Origin of the sequence: Reichenbachiella sp. (assembly GCF_039944555.1) — a bacterium.
GTDB lineage: Bacteria > Bacteroidota > Bacteroidia > Cytophagales > Cyclobacteriaceae > Reichenbachiella.
In genome coordinates, this window is sequence record NZ_JBDUYN010000014.1 from 19,885 (window position 1) to 39,518 (window position 19,634).

The following is a 19,634-nucleotide window of genomic DNA, read 5'->3' on the forward strand; positions in this document are numbered from 1 at the left end:
GACCTGATTAAATTTGATGCACTCAATTTTTCAACAAACTAAAAATTTTTCATTCGAATGAGTCAAAAGCATATTTCTCTCATTGCCTCAGAGCATAATATTCCGGTTTCAGGTGTATCAGCCATCGTTGCATTATTAGATGAAGGAGCCACAGTTCCCTTTATTTCTCGATACAGAAAAGAACAGACTGGAAGTTTGGATGAGGTGGCAGTAGCTTATGTCAAAGATCGGATAGCCAAATTACGCGAACTGGACAAGCGTAGAGAGGCAATTCTCAAATCTATTGAAGAGCAGGGTAAGCTGACGGATGAATTGAAAAAGAAAATAGAGGCAGCGCTTACCATGACTGAGCTTGAGGATATTTACCTGCCTTACAAGCCAAAAAGAAAGACCCGTGGCTCTATGGCCAAAGAGAAAGGGTTGGAGCCCTTGGCCAAAGCTATTTTCGATCAGGGACTTGGTGATCCTGAGGAATTGGCATTGAAATTTATCAATGATGAAAAAGGAGTAAAAGATATAGAGGAGGCACTCCAGGGTGCACGTGACATCATTGCGGAGTGGGTAAGTGAAAATGCAGAAGTTAGAGCAGGATTGAGGAAGCTATTCCTGGAAAAGGCTGTGATCAAATCGACCGTCATGAAAGGAAAGGAGCAGGAAGGTCAGAAGTACAAAGACTATTTCGAATGGGAAGAACAGCTGAAAAAAATTCCATCGCACAGACTGCTGGCCATGAGACGGGGAGAAAAAGAAATGATCTTGTCATTGGACATTTTTCCTGATGAGAATGACGCCAATTTCCTCTTAGAGAAAAAGGTTATTACCGGTCAGAATGCTAACGTAGCCCAGGTGAAAATAGCCTTGAAAGATGCCTATAAGCGATTGCTTAAGCCATCTATGGAGACAGAAACCAGGGTAACTACTAAGAAAACTGCTGACGAGGAGGCTATACAGGTATTTTCTGAAAACTTGAGACAGTTGTTGCTTTCTCCTGCTCTGGGGCAGAAAAATGTTTTGGCACTTGACCCAGGATTTCGAACCGGCTGTAAAGTTGTATGTCTGGACAAACAAGGCAAACTCTTGGAATTTGAGGCCATTTTTCCTCACGAACCCCAACGAAGAACTGCAGAAGCAGGAGCAACCATTAAGCACATGGTGGATAAACACAACATCGAGGCCATAGCCATTGGTAATGGTACGGCGAGCAGAGAGTCAGAAAGTTTCATTCGATCACTGGGACTTCCTTCGCACATCATCATCGCTATGGTGAGTGAAAGTGGTGCTTCAATTTATTCTGCTTCAGAAGTGGCGCGTGAGGAATTTCCGGACCAGGATTTGACTGTTCGTGGAGCTGTATCCATCGGCCGAAGAATGATGGACCCACTTGCCGAACTGGTAAAAATCGATGCCAAGTCCATCGGAGTAGGACAATACCAGCACGATGTCGATCAAAACTCACTCAAGCATTCGCTTGATGACGTGGTGGGAAGTTGCGTAAATGGCGTAGGAGTGGAACTCAATACAGCAAGCAAGCAGTTGTTAACTTATGTATCCGGTTTAGGCCCACAATTGGCAGATAATATCGTGAAATTTAGAAATGAAAACGGTCCGTTTAAGAATCGTGAAGCATTGAAGAAAGTCCCAAGAATGGGAGATAAGGCTTTTGAACAGGCAGCAGGTTTTCTTAGAATTCGGGAAAGCAAAAATCTATTGGACGCAAGTGCTGTACACCCTGAACGATATACTACGGTTGAAAAAATGGCAGCAGACCTACATGCTACAGTTTCAGAATTGGTCAAAGACTCTACGATAAGAGCTAAAATTGACCCTAAGAAATATGTGACAGACGAGGTAGGCCTCCCCACCTTAAAAGATATTATGGACGAACTGGCCAAACCCGGACGTGATCCCAGAGAGCAATACGAAGCGTTTAGCTTCCAGGAAGGAGTCAACGAGATCAGCGATTTGAAAGTAGGTATGAAACTACCCGGAATTGTGACCAACATTACCAAATTTGGGGCTTTTGTAGACGTAGGTGTGCATCAGGACGGATTGGTGCATGTAAGCCAATTGTCCGACTCATTTGTAAGCGACCCTACGACGGTAGTCAAATTACAGCAACAGGTCCAAGTGACGGTCACTGAGATTAATCCTCAACAAAAGAGGATCTCAATGTCTATGAAGTCAGACCCTTTTGGTAAACCAAAAAAGAAATTTGAACGAAAGCAGGAAGCCAAACAGGAGGTTCAAGGAGACCTGCAGTCCAAATTAGCCATGCTCAAAGGGAAATTTAATAGCTAAACTGTCGTTTTATCATATTGGTAAGGATTTTTCCCAGAAAAAGTATAATTTAAGCTGGGAAAAATCTTTTGCTACTTTTGTGGCATAACCATACCATCAATCAGAAAAGAGATAGAAATGCATAAATCAATCGTATTCGCGCTAATCGTTTTTTCTTGTAGTGCGTTCCATTCTTCCTTGGCTCAAAAAAAGGTCAAATATGATAAAGATATCTTCCCTCTCATAGAAGCCAAAGACTATGATCAGGCCATGCCTATGATATGGACATATTTGGCTGACCCTAAAACTGCCGAAGCACCCAATGCAAACCTTCAGGTAGGTTTGTACTATGAAAGATTGGTTAACAGTTATCATATTATTTCAGATTCTACAGCGATTTTAGGTGCGTCAGATACAGCCGTTGTCTATTTAACAAAGGCAAAAACACTGATTACTGAGAAAGAGCTTAAAAAGAACGACGAATTCTATCAGGACTTTTATAGAAGAGACCTAAGGACTGGTGATTTTGGAATAAAGATATCAGATGTCCAGCTAGACATTGAAAAAAAGCTTCAAAGCCTGAGAAATATCAACAAATATGCAAAGTCCATTTATACCAACCTCTATAGCATAAATGCGGCAAATGAATTTTCAATGGCAGCTTATCAATCATTCACTGCGCAGTATCCAAATATCAATGATTTGTTTCTAATGGCGGGAGATGGTGTAAAAGATACCTTAACAATGATCATTGATAGCAACACGGAAATCAAAGAAAAATTTGATGAGGTAAGAGATGCCGTAAGCCGAATCGGCAAAAAAGGATACAGCCCCGAATTGAAATTCAAAGACATTACTACTTATGGAGAGGAAGGATTAACATCAGTTGATTTTTTTGCAAATGATGTAGAGGCCTGGAATTATGGTCTTTGGGCAGAGGACACGGAAAATGTGATAAAAAGAGATATTACAAGACTAAAAAGCCAGATCGTAAGTATCAATCAGAAACTAAAAGCCCAAAGCGAAAAAATAAATGGCGGGTCAGGAATTCTCGATGAAGATCCGATTACTGAAATAGAAGCAAGCCTGTTAGCAGATATCAACAAGTACGACGAATCCCCTCTTCCGGTTGATCTATTGAGTATTTTGGTTAATAAAAATAAGTTTGATATGCTAACAAGCGAGACACTCAATGAGCGTCTGTCTGATGCCGATGATGTCGATTACCAGTTGGCCCTTTCGGATAGTTTAATGCAATTGATTGATTTGATGGACATCTCGGTGGCTACTCTGGTTGAACCTGGCATTACATTAGGAGCCAAAAAATACAGCAAATTGGTAAAGAATGAATACGGAGGAGATGTAGGGCTGATCAAATATAGACAAGGGCTTGAAAGCAAATTATCTAGTGCACGCACTAAATGGGCAACATATAATAATGAATATAGAATTCGTGCTAGATGGGGCGTAAGTGAAGATGGTGCAGATTCGTTGTATTTGATTCCAAGGATGGATACCACTTATGTAGCTCACGATTTCTCCAAGTACTATTCAATTGTTTCCATGAAAGATGATTCTTCGAATACCTACGTGGTCGGCTTGGAATTCAAAGGAACATCCGATCAGGGTTTTGTGGCTAGGGTTAACAATGCCAGAAAAATTGTTTGGAAGCAGAATTTTAAGTTGACCAGTTTTACTTATAGTGACAGCGAATTTTTGGTGTCGGGTAAGTTTATACCTTCCCAAGAGGGATCTGTTGCGGCCTATGTCTTTTCGTTGGTGCCTGAATCCAAGAACAATATTATAGCACTCTCAGTAAATCCTGAAGGTGAGATGAATTGGGTTAATCAACTCAAAATTTCCAAGGCACCTGTTGACGTCAAATTCAATGATATTGTGAAAGAAACGATCTTCTATACCAAAACAGAAGAAGAACTTGAAAATGGAGAAGGTGATCCTGAAGATCCCGGGTATTTCGTAGTAGATAGAAGTGGCAACGTTAGATAAAAGCATTTTATTTATTGGGTTTTTGCTCTTCTTCTTACTGGTACAATGTGGAACCGCAGACATCAGCAAATCATTTCAGAGCGAGCAGGCCAATCGATTGCTATCAGCCGATGCCACTAAAAGTTGGGCATTGTTTTCACGAACCGTGGACGGAGGCGATGTTTTCGGTCCATGTCTGGAAAATAACACGTTAACCTTTGTGAAGGCTGCCGTCGGTGATTCTTTATACCAGCTGGGAAGATTGATCACCTGTGGTTCAACAAGTACTGTAGATACCTTATACAAGGCCAAGTACGCGTTGGAAGCAGATACGGACGAAGTATTCCAAAATTCAATTGCCTTGACAGAAGAGAAACATCTGACTATTGGAACACTGGTAGTAGAAGAGATTACATCCAGCAACCTAAGCATTAGTTATACCATCGATGGACAGACCGTTCAAGAACAATATGCTCATTAATTCCCTGACTCAATGATTCATTATTCATTTAAGCATGGGAATGCCTATTTATCTTTCTAATTTTGCGCTAGCAAACAAATCTCAATTATGCAATTTTACAATTCAATAATCGATACGATTGGTGATACACCTTTGGTTAAACTTAACAGTGTAGCAGCAGGTGTAAAAGGCACTATCCTGGTAAAACTGGAATACTTCAACCCTGGCAACTCTATGAAAGATAGAATGGCGCTCAAAATGATTGAAGATGCAGAGAAAAATGGACAATTGAAGCCTGGAGGTACCATTATAGAAGGCACCTCAGGAAACACTGGAATGGGGTTGGCACTTGCAGCCATCTCTAAAGGTTATAAATGTATCTTCACATTAGCGGATAAGCAGAGCCCTGAAAAGATGGATATCTTGCGTGCTGTGGGAGCAGAGGTACATGTATGTCCCACGAATGTGGAGCCTGAGGATCCCAGATCTTATTATTCTGTAGCAAAAAAGTTAAATGCAGAAATACCCAATTCTTTTTACCCAAATCAGTACGACAATATGTCCAATGCTTTGGCACATTATGAAACCACAGGCCCTGAGATTTGGAGAGACACGGAGGGCAGCATTACACACTATGCAGCGGGAGTTGGTACAGGCGGGTCCATGTGTGGTGTAGCTAAGTATCTTAAGGAACAAAATAAGGATGTAGTGACCGTAGGTATAGACACCTATGGTTCCGTATTTAAGAAATATAAGGAGACAGGTCAATTCGACGAAAACGAAGTTTATCCGTATTTGACAGAAGGAATTGGCGAAGACATATTGCCAAAAAATGTGGATTTCAGTCTGATTGATCACTTTGTGAAAGTGACCGATAAGGACGGCGCACTAATGACCAGAAGACTAGCTAAAGAAGAAGGCATGTTTGTAGGCTGGTCATGTGGATCTGCAGTACATGGTGCTATCGAATATGCGAAGGAAAACCTGAAAGAGGATGATGTAATGGTCATTATTATGCCAGACCATGGAACCAGGTATTTGGGTAAGGTGTACAATGACAACTGGATGAAAGACCATGGTTTTACCGAAACAGGAAACTTCTCGACCGCAAGAGATATCGTGGCTGGAAAAAATGGACAGGATGAATTATTCACTATTATGAGCACGGCTAAAATTGGTGAAGCCATAGAGACGATGAATGCACGCAGCATAGATCAAGCTCCTGTTGTACAAGATGATCAGTTCGTAGGTAGTATATCGGATGCCAAAATTTTGAAAATGCTGATTGAAAATCCTCAATTGAAAGATCAGCCCATATCGGAAATTATGGATGCCTCTTTCAAGTTTATAGCCCTAGATAACACGGTGGATGTGATGTCCAAAATTCTGGACAAGGACACTAAAGCGCTACTGGTACGTGACGACCAAAATAAAGTTCATATTCTTACTCAAACTGATCTTTTGATGAGTTTGACAAAATAATCCAAAATAAAAAAAGTGATAAAAACGCCGTTCTTCATTTGAGGAGCGGCGTTTTTTTTGATAAGCTTCACCGTGTTCAGCGCCATGACAAGAAAAAAAAAGAAGTAATGGTGGAAAAATTGTGGCACCCTGCATTTAGTTACAAATAGTTCAATACAACCTGTTTTTCAACCTACCGAACTATGTTTTAGTTCCTGCTTGCTACGCAATTGATTTGGTTTTGCCAAGACCAAATTCTTTAGACAGAATAATTGTAACAGTATAAATAGAAAGCTATGGAGCACAGGAAAAAAATAATTTTAATAAGCATGAGTATCTACGTTTTTTTTATGCCAGGATGTAGGGTGACAAGGGTTGAAGAGCAAGCGGGTGACTATGCTTACAGAGGTAATACGCTGGTAATTACCAGTGACGGTGAAGCCTATTCTCGCCTGGATCAAGAGGCAATCTTCAGGTTTTCACCTGATAAAGTGAGTTATCAATATATGGTTGATGATCAGATACTTCAGAAGGATTTCGAAGTATCTCTTTCAAAAGTGAGTTATGATCGCTGTCGCTATTATTACTCCAAAGAAATCAACAATCTTTTCATACTAGACGAACGGCGTGGTACACTACAGGTCTATGGGTCCGGCCATGAGGGTAAAGGAAGATTGTCTTTTTCTGGTCACACGTTTTTGGACTTGACCCGTGTTGAAGACGTGGAACCTCTATTGGCACGCCGGGATTGATGCACGCAATATGTTATAAGAACTAGTGTTTAATGAATATTTTGGGTTAGTTATGAGGCCGCCGATCTCGTGAAGAGAAAGGCGGCATTTTTTTTATTTACCCTCCATTTCACCCAGTAATTGATCTACAGCCCTTTTCAGCTGAGAATCAGTTCCTTTGCTCCGCTCATCAGGGACGTTATCCAACACGATGTCAGGAACGGCCGGGCCCCATTCCATATTTTCCCCTGTGGCCTTCACGTACCAGCCTCTGAATGGAATGCGAATCCAGCTACCATCAATAAGTCCGCGTCCACCAGTAGAAATCACTGCACCAAAGGTGGGCTTGCCCACCAATGTGCCTATGCCCAGATGCTTGTAGGCATGTGAGAAAATCTCTGCATTTGAATAGCTACTTTCATTGCATAGTGCAATCGATGCCTTTGTCCAGGCAGGAAATGGAAGCCGCTCTGCGTAAGGATAATAATCTTTAAACTGCGCGTTGTTCTTCAGGCTTTCGGTCGCACCTCTTGGAACGGTATAGGCATGTTGTTTGACATTGAGTATGGCCATTAGATGATCAGTTGTCCATCCGCCACCATTGAACCGTACGTCGATAACTATACCTTTTTTCCCGTAACCGGCTGCTGACAGCTCACGCTCGAATCGCTCAAAACTAGCCCAACCCATAGCCTGAATGTGAATATAGCCCAACTGTCCATTCGAATATTCATCTACCAATTTTTGTTTTTCCTGCACCCAAGCCTTGTATTTTGCTTTAGCATTGCTGCTAGTTGGCCTGATTTCTACTTCTCGATTTTGGCCCAAGGTATTTTTTACGGTAAGTAATACACGTTCTCCGGCAGTTTCATTCATCATATCGAAGTAATTGACATCTGGAGTGATGGCCGTACCATCTACTGCGGTGATCGTCTCGCCAATGAATATCGTACTGATTTCACGGTCTGCAGGCATTTGAGGCAACTTACCTATTACTTGAACACCATCTGAAACAGACTTAACTTCTACTCCGATCAGGCCTGTTTTGGCCTTTTGAACGTCTTTTCGTAAATCTCCACGGTAAAGGCCCATATGACTGGCATTGATCTGGCCCAGCATTTGGTTGAATATGGTGTTAAAATCTTCTCGTGTGGACGCCTTCATGGCAAGCGGTTTATAAATGGATTTTAGCTGATCAAAATCCTGTCCGTGAAATTCCGGATCGTAAAACCCTTCCTTAAGGGCCTGCCAGGCTTCTTCAAATATCTGGTTAAGCTCCTCTTTGAAGTCTATAGAGAGTTTGGCGGAAATTGGTAGCGATTCTTTTTTATCTCCTGATAGTTTGAACCTTGCAGGTTTTCCTCCTTTCATTACGGCATAGATGTGTTCGCTTTTACTGTCCATCACCAAGCCTGAGGGTTGTGCGTTACCAGAAGTAATGGCTGTATGGTCCTTTTTGTCCCAGGAAATTTTGAATAGATCCTTATCTACTTTCGCAGGCTTGCCCCAGCCATCTCCGCTGGTTCGGTAGTAGATTGTTTTTCCATCTTTCGAAACTAACGGATCAATTTCGTTTCCATAAAACGAGGTGATTTGTACCAGTCGTTCGTGAATGTTGTCAAAATCTATCTGAATTGGTTCAGTCTCATCCTCTTTCTTTTCATCCTGTTTGCCCTTTTTCTTTTTGGCTGAAGGTTCGGCTTTTGGCTTTTCATCCTCTTCTTCGTCCTCATACTTCCACTCATCAGCTGTTTTTTCCCAATCTGATTTTTTCAACCAAAGAAACCAGATATCGTAGTCCCCATTGCTTCTGGCTGATGAGAATACCAGCTTACTGCCATCCGGACTCCAGGAGGGGTCACTATCCAGGCGTGGATGCATTGAGATGTTGACAGGATTCATGCTGCCATCTGCTTTATGAATAAAGATTTCCTCGTTGAAGTTTAAATCTTCTTTGCTGTAAGCCAGCCACTTTGAGTCTGGAGACCAGGACATTCCGTATGTTTCAGCCCAGCCATCCAATAGGGTTTTTTCGTTCGAAAGAAAACCTTTGTTTGAAATGGAAGCGGTAAGCAATTTGCCACCGCCACGGCGAAAGACCAAGGTTTTCCCGTCAGGAGACATCGCAAGGTCTGATTCTTCCTGAGGAGTATTAGTCACCTTTGAAACATCAAGTTTAAGTGTTTTGAACAAATCACCCTCACTTAAATCCGCCGACCTTACCGCATAAATGTCGTAGTTACCCCCACGATCAGAGATAAAGATCAAAGTAGAGTCATTGACCCATTGCGGTTCCTGGTCTCTATAGGAAGAGTTTGATAAATTGACTGTCTTACTTCTTTCCTTGTCATTTTCCGTTATGAATATCTCACCTCTGATGACCAACGCGCTGTACTTGCCGTTCGGCGAAGGTATAATTTGCGAAACATCTTTACTGTATGATTTTCTTTCGATCGGATCAAAGCGATAATCTGATCCGATTTTCAACTCAACAGCTGTTGACTGTTTCGTTCCCACATTGACTTTAATTAATTGGTCTGCCTTGTTTAACATTATTGTTTGACCACTATCCCCCACACTAAACGAGCTGATACCCATATCAGTGAATGTGGTAATTGCATCGATATTGCCCGTTTTCTTGCCCTCTGTATCGAGTGTCATGCGATGTACGTTGTAGCGACCACTTCGGGCTGACTGGAAAAACAGCGTTTGATCATTTCCCCATTTAGGGTAGATGTCATTTCTGCTGTCCGTAGTCAGCTGGGTGTAGACATCTTTTTGTGAGTCATACAACCAAATGTCTGTATTGGCTGGCCCATTATAGGTTTCCCGTTCATCACGGCAGGAGCCCTTCACAAAGGCCACAAAACGACCATTCGGAGATCGTGTGGCATAGAAACCGAGTGCGTTGAGATACCTGTATGGAGTGCCACCTTTTAGACTTACGGTTTGAATTTCGTTGTCCCACTCGATGCGATGAAAGTTTCTATTTCCGGAGAAAAGCACGTTACCATCTTTGGTCACGTCGCTAGGTGTATCGTTGGATGAGTGAAAGGTGAGTTGCTTGGGTATTCCTCCATTGATATCAACAAAGAATACATCGTTGTTTCCATTCCTATCACTTCTGAAAACCAACCCTTGGCCATCAGCTGTCCAGAGTGGTTTGGTTTCATAACCTTCATGAATTGTAATTCTTCTTGGATTGGACCCATCAGAGGAGGCGGTCCAAATATCTCCTTGATAGGAGAATGCCATTTGCCGACCGTCAGGGCTCAGCGCTGGGAAGTTGATGAGTGGATTGGCTATTTGCGCTGCACCAGACAAAGCAATGGCGCACGCGAACAAAATCATTGTTATTTTCCGCATAGAATTTTTGAGTTAAACTGTACGCTAAATTAGGATATTATTCTTGGGATTGCTGCTCATTTCTTTGATTGGTGTTATTTGGAAATGATCGGTGGAAAAGCTGCCTATGATAAGGTTAAAAGCACTGAGCCGTAGTTCGTGTCATCACGAATCACTGCGGTATTTAAACATGTCCAGGCAGTTGTATTTCATTCACGCTCGCATCCAATGTTAAGACCTTTAGGTTATGGCTCGTGAGGGTAGGTGTCTAGGCGGTTAGATAATATCAACTTTCGACTAGTACATAAATACGCAAACTACCATTTGTTAAAGATGAATTTAATTTCATATTTGCACTTCAATATCACAGGCTTTGAACAAGAACGCACCCATAGGCATATTTGATAGTGGAGTAGGGGGACTTACCGTAGCACAGGCGGTTGAAAACTTGCTACCAGAAGAGGATATGATCTATTTTGGAGATAGTGCCCATTTGCCATATGGTGATAAATCGGCGGCAACCATTCAGGCCTATTCTATAAAAATCACTGACATTTTACTGGAACGAGGATGTAAGGTGATTCTTATTGCGTGCAATTCAGCATCTGCTGCGGCCTATGATTTAATCAAGGCATACGTAGGAAGCAAAGCCCACGTGATCAATGTGATAGACCCGGTAATTGAACATTTGAATAGCTATAAGGTTCATAAAAGAGTTGGCCTGATTGGTACGCTCCAAACCGTAAATTCTAAAGTATTTGAAACAAAAATTAAGAATCGCGGTATTGATGTGGAGTTGAGTGCATTGGCGACACCCTTGCTGGTACCCATGATCGAAGAAGGCTTTATTCATGATTCGGTCAGCCATGAAATCATTGCCAATTATCTGAACGATCCCACGTTGTCCGCGATTGATGCGTTGATTCTGGGATGCACCCATTATCCGATCATCAAAGAAGACATAAAAGAATTTTATAAAAGCGAGGTAGAATTGGTCGATTCTGCTAATATTGTGGCTCAAAGCTTAAAACAGCAACTAAAGGCCCTGAATTTATTAAGCGACCAAACTAATGGTAATGATCAATTTCTCGTATCAGACTACACCCCAGCTTTTGAAAAAGCAGCGAGCCTTTTCTTCAGCAAGGAAATTCACCTTGAGAAGTACCCTCTCTGGGAGTAATTGTTGTTGTTGCTGCCCTTAATTCGATCCTAAAAATAGGATCATTCTTTTCTACTCACGAGACCTTCCAATCATCTGGAAATTCCTCTGATAATACTTATCTTACTTTTTATTTAATTACTGATGATAGCATTCCTGTTCTATCTGCCATTCTTGCTTGTATTTGTGCTTTTGGCTGTCTATGCTGAGCGCAAAGTATCTGCCTTTATGCAAGACAGACTTGGGCCTATGGTCACTGGTAAGTTTGGTATTCTCCAAACACTGGCTGACGTGCTCAAGATGCTGCAAAAAGAAGACATTATTACCAAGTCCGCCGACAAGTGGTTGTTTGTGCTGGCACCCCTGGTGATATTCACCGCAATTTTTGCCGGCTTTGCTGTATTGCCACTGACCTCCGACATACAAGGTTCTCAGGTCGAAACCGGTATTTATTTCCTTATGGCAGTGATTTCACTTGACGTCATTGGCATCCTGATGGCGGGATGGGGATCCAATAGCAAATTCTCACTTTTCGGGTCACTCAGAGCTGTTGCTCAGATTGTTTCTTACGAAATTCCATTGGGTCTTTCTATTCTTTGCGTAGTCATGGTGACACAGACCCTGAACTTACAGGAAATGTCTATTCAACAAGGCTTATTAAGTGCTGATAATGCCTATGGTGGATTTTTGGCTTGGAATGTTTTTAGATATCCGATGCTCTGGATTGTATTTGTGATCTACTTCATTGCCTCTTTGGCTGAATGTAATCGAACCCCTTTTGATTTACCTGAATCGGAGTCGGAATTGATAGGAGGTTTTCACACAGAATATTCTGGATTTCGATGGGCCATTATCATGCTGGGTGAATATGGCATGATGCTGTTGGTTTCTTTAGTGGCAACTGTTTTATTTTTTGGAAGTTGGAATACACCTTTTCCAAATGTAGGGGGTATTGCACTGGCGGATTGGACTTCTGGTGCACATGGTACTATACTCGGAGATCTTGTTGGCATTTTTTGGCTGATCTCGAAAGCTATGGTATTGGTATTTATACAAATGTGGGTGCGGTGGACATACCCCAGAATCAGGGTGGATCAGGTGATGTCACTGAGTTGGAAATATTTGACACCGATCGGTCTGGTGATGGTTTTTGTATGCGGCATTTGGAAATTGTGGATAGGCTAACTGATGAACTGAATTGAAACAATACTTTAAAAATATTATCCAAACCACTTCCTCACTCCTTTACGGATTGAAGATTACTCTACGTCATTTCTGGCAGGCCCGAGAATCGAGGAAGCCTGTGGGAGTTGAAGACAAAACCTACTTCGATCAGAAGAACGGAATCGTAACCTTGCAATACCCATTCCAGGAATTGCCTGTGCCAGATACAGGCCGTTATCAATTACACAATGAGATCGACGACTGTATTGTCTGTGATAAGTGTGCCAAGATATGTCCGGTCAACTGTATTGATATTGAACCGGTTCGGGCGGTCGAGGAAATAGGGAAAACTTCCGACGGCACATCTAAAAGAATTTATGCGGCCAAGTTTGACATTGACATGTCGAAGTGCTGCTTTTGTGGCCTTTGTACGGTAGTCTGCCCTACGGAGTGTTTGACCATGACCAAAGACTATGACTTCAGTGTCTTTGATTTGAAGGAACACAATTTCGAATTTGGGGATATGAGTCCTGAGCTTGTCGCTGAGAAAAAGGCAGAATTTGATGTTTTTGCTGCTGAAAAGGAGAAGGCAAAAGCGGAGGTAGTTGCTACGAAATCTGCGCCTGATGAATCGGGAGAAACAGAGATAAAACCAAAAACTGGAGGGTTCAAGCCAAAAGTAAAAATGGCAAAACCAGCGGTGGGTTCAAAACCTGATTCTGCCGAGGGTTCTACTGATTCAGGTGAGAAAAAGCCTGCCAAGCCGATGTTTAGGCCTAAGGTGAAGCCCTCCTTCGATAAATCTTCGGCGGACGAACCTGCTGCGAAATCGGAAGGAGAGACCACTGACGCTGAGAAACCAAAAGCTAAGCCGGTTTTCAAGCCAAAAGTGAAGTCAGCGATGAAAAAAGAAGAGAATGCTGATTCAGTGGACAAAAAATCAAAAACGGCAAAACCAGTATTCCGACCTAAAATAAAAAAGAAAGAAGAGCCAATGGCTGGATCTACTGATGAGAAACCTAAGATGGCCAAGCCTGTTTTTAGGCCTAAGATAAAACCGGTTATAACAAAACCAACAAGTGAAGATGAGCCAAAAGCAGAAAGCGACACGCCTAAAGCAAAACCGGTATTCAGACCCAAAATCAAACCGAAAAAGAAAGATTAAGTGGAAGGGATAGACTTAAATATCATTGCATTCTACATACTGGCCGGATTTTCAGTTTTTTCCGCCCTGGGCATTTTGTTTGCTAAAAATGTGGTGCATGCCGTGTTTTTGCTGGTGCTTGTTTTTCTTGGCATTGCCGGGGTATTCATCATTTCCAATGCTGAATTTGTGGGAGTGACCCAGATTATGATTTACATAGGAGGAGTGTTGATTTTGATGATGTTTGGTATCATGCTGACCCATAGAATAGACGGAAAAAGATTGGAGTCAGAAAATAGAAGCGTGTTGATTGCCACTTTGCTTGGATTCGGACTGTTGGGAATTTTGTTCTATCCGATCAAGGCCGGATTTCCACTCTTTGATTTTGGTTCTAATGAAGAAACTGGATTTACTGTTACTGAGCAAATAGGCATTCATTTGATGACCACAGAGTTAATCGCGCTTGAAGTCACCGCCGTGCTATTGCTTATGGCATTGGTAGGGGCGGCATATCTCGCAGGACTGAACCTAAAGAAGAAAGGAGTGAATGATACCGATTGAGCATTATATCATATTTAGCAGCATGCTCCTGGTGATCGGTCTGATGATCATTCTGATCAAAAGGAATGCAATTATGATTCTGGCTGGTGTAGAATTGATTTTAAATGCCGCTAATATTAACCTGGTGGCGTTCTCTCAAAATGACCCCAGCCTCTCAGGTCAGATGATGACTTTATTTGTGATCGTAGTAGCTGTAGCGGAATCGGCTGTGGCCTTAGCCATTGTTTATCAAATTTACAGACATCAGGGAATTTCTAACATTGATGAACTCAACGAATTGAAGGGTTGACATGGAAAATATTTTGCTCTATATCATCCTTTTTGCTCCCCTGGTCAGTGCAGCACTTTCCTATTTTCTAACGAAGAAATGGGCAGGAGAAACCTTGGTAGGCTTTTCGCTACTTGTGCTACTTGCAGCCATTATGGCCTGGTTTAAACAACCCGTTAGTTCTGGCTTTGAACTGGATTGGATACTTGCAGGAAATCAAAATTTCAGCATTGGTCTGTATTACGATCAGCTAGCCGGGATCATGACCATCGTGGTGGCCATCGTGGCCTTACTTGTAGCCATATTCTCCATGGAATATATGAAGCATGATGGCGGACAGCCTCGTTACTTTGCGATGCTGGGCCTCTTTGCTTTCTCTATGTATGGCATTGTCTTGGCTTCTAACCTGTTGCTTACGTTTGTTTTTTGGGAATTGGTAGGATTCAGCTCTTATCTGCTCATTGGTTTTTGGTTCGAAAAGGATGCACCACCAATATCTTCGTTCAAGGCCTTCCTGATGAACAAAGTAGGAGACATAGGATTTCTACTAGGCATCTTTATTCTTTATGCTTTTTTCAAGACCTTAAACATTCAAGAACTTATTGGGCTTGATCCTGTAAACGCTGCTATTCCAAACGGACTTTTGATCGCCTTGGGAATCGGCCTTTTCTTAGCGGCAGTAGGCAAGTCTGCACAATTTCCGTTGCAAACCTGGCTGCCGGATGCCATGACAGGTCCTACGCCGGTCTCAGCACTCATTCATGCAGCTACTATGGTAGCTGCTGGCGTGTATTTGATGGTTCGGGTCTTTCCTATGTTGGCACCAGAAGTGCTTACAGTAATTGGTATTGTAGGAGGTATCACTGCTTTCATGGGGGCGTTTGCCGCTTTCGCACAAAATGATATTAAGAAGATATTGGCTTTCTCCACGGTCTCCCAGTTGGGTTATATGATCATGGCGGTAGGTGCAGGATTTCCCGTAGCAGCATTTATTCATCTAACTACTCATGCTTTTTTTAAAGCGGGGCTGTTTCTTTGTTCCGGTAGTATCATTCATTATTATCATGAAACGAATCACACGGCAGGTTTTGATCCGCAGGATATTCGAAACATGGGAGGTTTGAAGAAGGTGCTTCCTTTCACTTTCATGGCATTCACACTATGCATGCTTTCTTTGGCTGGATTGCCGCTTTTCTCTGGATTTCTATCCAAAGAGATGATTTTAAATGGTTTGGTATCGGCCGACCATCTGCCTTCTTTCGTGTTGGTGTTTGGCTTTGCTTCTGTATTTATGACTGCGGCCTATATGGCAAGATTGTATTTCAAAGTATTTTTTAATCAGCAGGTAGCTGGTGAAAAATATGCTGAAGCTGTTTCCGTGAAAGTGCCTTTACTCACGCTTTCGTCCTTGTCAATTGGATTCGTATTCTCTATGAATCCTTTGTCCCCGGATGACAGTTGGCTTTTGTCAGTTTTGACTAGTTACAAAGGAATTGGAATTGCCGATCATTTTGTGTGGGTTCCCATATTGTCGATTGGTTTGGCACTTTCAGGATTAATCTTCTCCTATCTCTACATAGAGAGAAAAATGCTGTCCGGATTGGTCAGTGGAGTGAAATCTTTGACCTATAATCTCTCCAACAGAAACTTCTATCTGGATGATATATATGACGTAGCCTTTGTTTCAGGGTCCAAAACATTAGCCAAAGCAGCCTATTGGTGGGATCAGAAGGTAGTGGATCGGGTAGTCAATCTAATGGGGAAGACACAGGTAGTACTTGCCTACCTCATAGGTTGGTTTGACCGAAGAATTGTAGATGGTGGTGTCCGTTTGGTGACATGGCTGGTCAATTTTGCCGGTAATCGGACAAGACAAGTACAAGGCGGTAACCTTCAAAACTACCTGGCTTGGGCAGTATTTGGTGTCCTGTTGATTTTTTACTTTTTTGAATTAATGACTTGATAATTATGGTAATGGATCATTTACTTTCCTGGTTGGTCTTTGTACCTCTCATCGCTGCGGTGGTGATGCTCACAATACCGCAATCACAAGGACATTTGTATAAATGGGTGGCCCTTGGAGCTTTAGGCATCGTCACTATTCTTTCTCTTGTTTTGGTCTTTTCTTTCAATCAGGGAATAGCAGGGTATGGAGCTGATAGTCTGCAGTTTACAAAACAACTGGACTGGATCAATTTAAATGTAGGTTCGTTCGGTAGCCTATTGATACAATATTATGTAGGCGTAGATGGATTGAGCCTGGCTTTGGTACTCTTGTCTGCCATAGTGCTATTTATCGGCGTGATTTCTTCCTGGAACATTAAAAAGAATGTACAAGGTTATTTCTTGCTCTACATGGTGCTGAGTACAAGCGTTATCGGCTGCTTTGTTGCACTCGATTTCTTTCTTTTCTACCTCTTTTTTGAGTTTATGCTTTTGCCCATGTATTTCCTGATTGGTATCTGGGGAGGTAAAAGAAGGGCATATGCTTCTATCAAGTTCTTTATCTATACGCTGATAGGATCCTTGTTGATATTGATGGTGATGATCGGATTGAGTTTGTCGGTGGTTCAGGGTCCTGACTCTACTGTACACACCTTCGATATTATGAAAATGATGAATCCGGAGAATTACCTACCAGGCTCATTATTAGCACTGGATTTTGATGGGCAATTACTAGGGTTGACCTATAGAGCATGGGCATTTATATTACTGATTGTCGGATTTGCGATCAAGCTACCTGCTGTACCTGTTCACACTTGGTTGCCAGATGCACATGTAGAAGCGCCGACCCCAATCTCAGTTGTTTTGGCAGGTATCCTCCTAAAGATCGGAGGTTATGGTTTTTATCGAATAGGCTACACCATATTTCCTGATGGAGCCATCGAATATGGTTGGTGGATTGCGTTATTCGGTGTGATCGCCATCATCTACGCAGCATTTGTAGCTATGGCACAAGCTGACTTAAAAAGATTAATTGCCTACTCTTCTGTCTCGCACATGGGATTTGTGATGTTGGGCATGGCTTCGTTAACCGTGGAGGGTAATGCTGGCGCGTTGTTTCAAATGTTTAGTCACGGTATTATCTCTGCCTTGTTATTCCTGATGTCTGGCGTACTATATGACAGAACAGGAGATCGAATGATAGCCAATTACAGCGGACTGGCTGGTAAAATGCCACTATTTTGTGTAGCGGTGATTCTGTCCTTTTTTGCTGCACTCGGACTGCCAGGTTTCTCTGGTTTCATTGCAGAGTTTCTGGTACTGATTGGTGCATTTGATGGTGCCATCAACGGATCAGTTGTCGATACTTTTATGCCAGTACTTGGTCTTTTGGGTCTGGTGCTCGGAGCTGCTTATTTCCTGTGGACTATTCAACGTATGTTTTTTGGAAAATTTTGGGTGAGAGAAGAAAGCTGGCAATTGCCAGATTTAAATGCCCGCGAATTGATTATGATCATTCCATTGGTAATACTGGCTTTGTTTTTTGGAATTTTCCCTGGATTGTTGCTTGATCTGGCCAATGAGACTGTCATGGGATTTGTAGAATATGTGAATACACAAGGCCATCAAAATCTTGAGCTTATAAACGCTGCGGTAAGATGAGTATGAGTTCACTGAACGAGCAGATACAAGCCATCATTGGTGATTTCGGAGTATTGCTACCGGAGGCCACATTGATTGTTGGGAGTTTTATCCTGATTATTCTCCAACTCATATTTAAAGATAAGGCCGGTGCTACTAAAGTGACCTTTTCCTTATTTTTACTCGGGCTGATTTCTTTGGCAGTTTCTTATTCTTCCGTATCCGGTGAATATTTTGGTGGCCTTATTTCAATAACTCCGGTTGTCGGTTTGGCCAAGCCATTCTTTATTGTCGTTACTGGTTTTGTGCTACTTTTTCCAAAAGGGGAGGATTTGCTAAAAAGGGGGGAATATCACTTTTTGCTCCTGATGATATTGTTGGGAGCGATGCTTCTGATTCAGGTCAATAACCTTTTGTTATTCTATTTAACGTTGGAATTAATTTCCATTACTTCATACATCCTGATCAACTTCAATTTTGATAGAAAAGGCTTTGAGGCAGGCATCAAATATTTGCTTTTTGGAGCCATGGCCAGTGGGCTGATGTTGTACGGGATGTCACTCATGTATGGATTGGCAGGAAGCCTCGACTTAATCGCAATTGGGGATTTAATCTCCAATGGACAATCATCAGGTTTGTGGTTGCCGCTGGCTTTGATGTTGTTTTTTATCGGAATTTGGTTCAAGCTGGCATTGGCACCTATGCATATCTGGTCGCCGGATGCATACGAAGCGGGTCCAACGCCAGTAGTAGCCTATATTTCTATTGTTCCGAAAGTGGCAGTACTTATTTTCTTTGCTCAGTTTGTATCTACCACTCAGCTGAATGCGATTGACTTCGATTGGAAAATGATATTTTCGGGACTGGCCATAGTTAGCATGTTTGTCGGAAATCTTTCGGCTCTAAATCAGTCCAATGCCAAACGCATGATGGCCTATTCTTCTATAGCGCACTCTGGCATGCTGATTATAGGACTAATTGTAGGCGACTCTTTTGGCCTGCAGGCCATGCTTTTTTATGCCATTGTTTATGCCGTTATGAATTTGGGAGCTTTCTATTTGATAGATCTTTTTCAGAAAGCCGGATTTGAGGAAATCAAAGATTTAGCTGGCCTTGGAAGAAAATCGCCATGGCTGGGCGTGTTCGTGGTAGTCATTATGATCGCATTGGCCGGACTGCCACCCACTGGGGGATTCACGGCCAAGTTGTTGATGTTTACTGCGCTATGGGAATATTATCAAAGTGAGGGGTATCAATATTTGATATGGTTATTTGGGTTAGGCCTTCTAAACACAGCCATATCGCTGTTTTTCTATCTAAAGATTCCTTATTACATGTTTGTTTATCCAAGTGAGTCAGAAAAAAATATTAAATTTTCATTAAAAGACGGCACTATTGTAGCTGTCGTCGTGTTCATTGTTTTATTATCATTCTTTAAAGCCGACCTATTGCTGAACGTATTAAATCAGTTTAACTTTGCACTTTAATAAGTG

At 42.1% G+C, this 19,634-nt stretch carries 14 protein-coding genes; 13 read left to right on the forward strand and 1 reads right to left on the reverse strand.

Annotated elements, in window-relative coordinates:
• Positions 1–57: 57 nt before the first annotated feature.
• From ABJD64_RS21060 to ABJD64_RS21080, 5 genes are all read left to right on the forward strand, one after another.
• Complete coding sequence (locus ABJD64_RS21060) at positions 58–2,298, forward strand: Tex family protein (protein ID WP_348176269.1); 2,241 nt, start codon at positions 58–60, stop codon at positions 2,296–2,298.
• A 117-nt stretch (positions 2,299–2,415) separates the two neighbouring features.
• Complete coding sequence (locus tag ABJD64_RS21065; RefSeq protein WP_348176271.1) at positions 2,416–4,284, forward strand: hypothetical protein; 1,869 nt, start codon at positions 2,416–2,418, stop codon at positions 4,282–4,284.
• Complete coding sequence (locus tag ABJD64_RS21070; RefSeq protein WP_348176274.1) at positions 4,268–4,744, forward strand: hypothetical protein; 477 nt, start codon at positions 4,268–4,270, stop codon at positions 4,742–4,744. Before ABJD64_RS21065 ends, ABJD64_RS21070 begins: the two co-directional genes overlap by 17 nt.
• A gap of 87 nt (positions 4,745–4,831) precedes the next feature.
• Positions 4,832–6,205 carry a pyridoxal-phosphate dependent enzyme gene (locus ABJD64_RS21075; RefSeq protein WP_348176277.1) on the forward strand — a complete coding sequence of 458 codons (1,374 nt, stop codon included), beginning with the start codon at positions 4,832–4,834 and terminating at the stop codon, positions 6,203–6,205.
• Positions 6,206–6,513: 308 nt separating this feature from the next.
• Entirely contained in the window at positions 6,514–6,936 is a 423-nt protein-coding gene (locus ABJD64_RS21080; RefSeq protein WP_348176280.1) for a hypothetical protein, read from the forward strand.
• A 93-nt stretch (positions 6,937–7,029) separates the two neighbouring features.
• Here ABJD64_RS21080 and ABJD64_RS21085 read toward each other — a convergent pair whose 3' ends face one another.
• Complete coding sequence (locus ABJD64_RS21085) at positions 7,030–10,281, reverse strand: S41 family peptidase (protein ID WP_348176282.1); 3,252 nt, start codon at positions 10,279–10,281, stop codon at positions 7,030–7,032.
• 352 nt (positions 10,282–10,633) lie between these two features.
• Here ABJD64_RS21085 and murI point away from each other — a divergent pair, with 352 nt between their 5' ends.
• The 8 genes from murI to ABJD64_RS21125 all read left to right on the forward strand — a co-directional run bounded on the left by murI (position 10,634) and on the right by ABJD64_RS21125 (position 19,628).
• A complete protein-coding gene (murI, locus tag ABJD64_RS21090; RefSeq protein WP_348176285.1) occupies positions 10,634–11,440 on the forward strand; it encodes a glutamate racemase in 807 nt (268 codons plus the stop codon).
• A 123-nt stretch (positions 11,441–11,563) separates the two neighbouring features.
• On the forward strand, positions 11,564–12,604 hold the full coding sequence (gene nuoH, locus ABJD64_RS21095) for an NADH-quinone oxidoreductase subunit NuoH (RefSeq protein WP_348176287.1): 1,041 nt from the start codon (positions 11,564–11,566) through the stop codon (positions 12,602–12,604).
• A 13-nt stretch (positions 12,605–12,617) separates the two neighbouring features.
• Positions 12,618–13,748, forward strand: coding sequence for a 4Fe-4S binding protein (locus ABJD64_RS21100; RefSeq protein WP_348176290.1), 1,131 nt, complete (start codon positions 12,618–12,620; stop codon positions 13,746–13,748).
• Entirely contained in the window at positions 13,749–14,288 is a 540-nt protein-coding gene (locus ABJD64_RS21105) for an NADH-quinone oxidoreductase subunit J (RefSeq protein ID WP_348176292.1), read from the forward strand. It abuts the gene before it with no gap.
• On the forward strand, positions 14,275–14,577 hold the full coding sequence (gene nuoK / locus ABJD64_RS21110) for an NADH-quinone oxidoreductase subunit NuoK (RefSeq protein ID WP_348176295.1): 303 nt from the start codon (positions 14,275–14,277) through the stop codon (positions 14,575–14,577). The genes ABJD64_RS21105 and nuoK overlap by 14 nt, the downstream gene beginning before the upstream one ends.
• A gap of 1 nt (position 14,578) precedes the next feature.
• Entirely contained in the window at positions 14,579–16,519 is a 1,941-nt protein-coding gene (locus ABJD64_RS21115) for an NADH-quinone oxidoreductase subunit L (protein WP_348176298.1), read from the forward strand.
• Between the two features lie 11 nt (positions 16,520–16,530).
• Positions 16,531–18,162, forward strand: a complete 1,632-nt coding sequence (locus ABJD64_RS21120) for an NADH-quinone oxidoreductase subunit M (RefSeq protein WP_348176301.1) — start codon at positions 16,531–16,533, stop codon at positions 18,160–18,162.
• Positions 18,159–19,628 (forward strand): NADH-quinone oxidoreductase subunit N, encoded by a 1,470-nt coding sequence (locus ABJD64_RS21125; RefSeq protein WP_348176304.1) that lies wholly within the window; start codon positions 18,159–18,161, stop codon positions 19,626–19,628. Before ABJD64_RS21120 ends, ABJD64_RS21125 begins: the two co-directional genes overlap by 4 nt.
• The last annotated feature ends 6 nt before the right edge of the window (positions 19,629–19,634 follow it).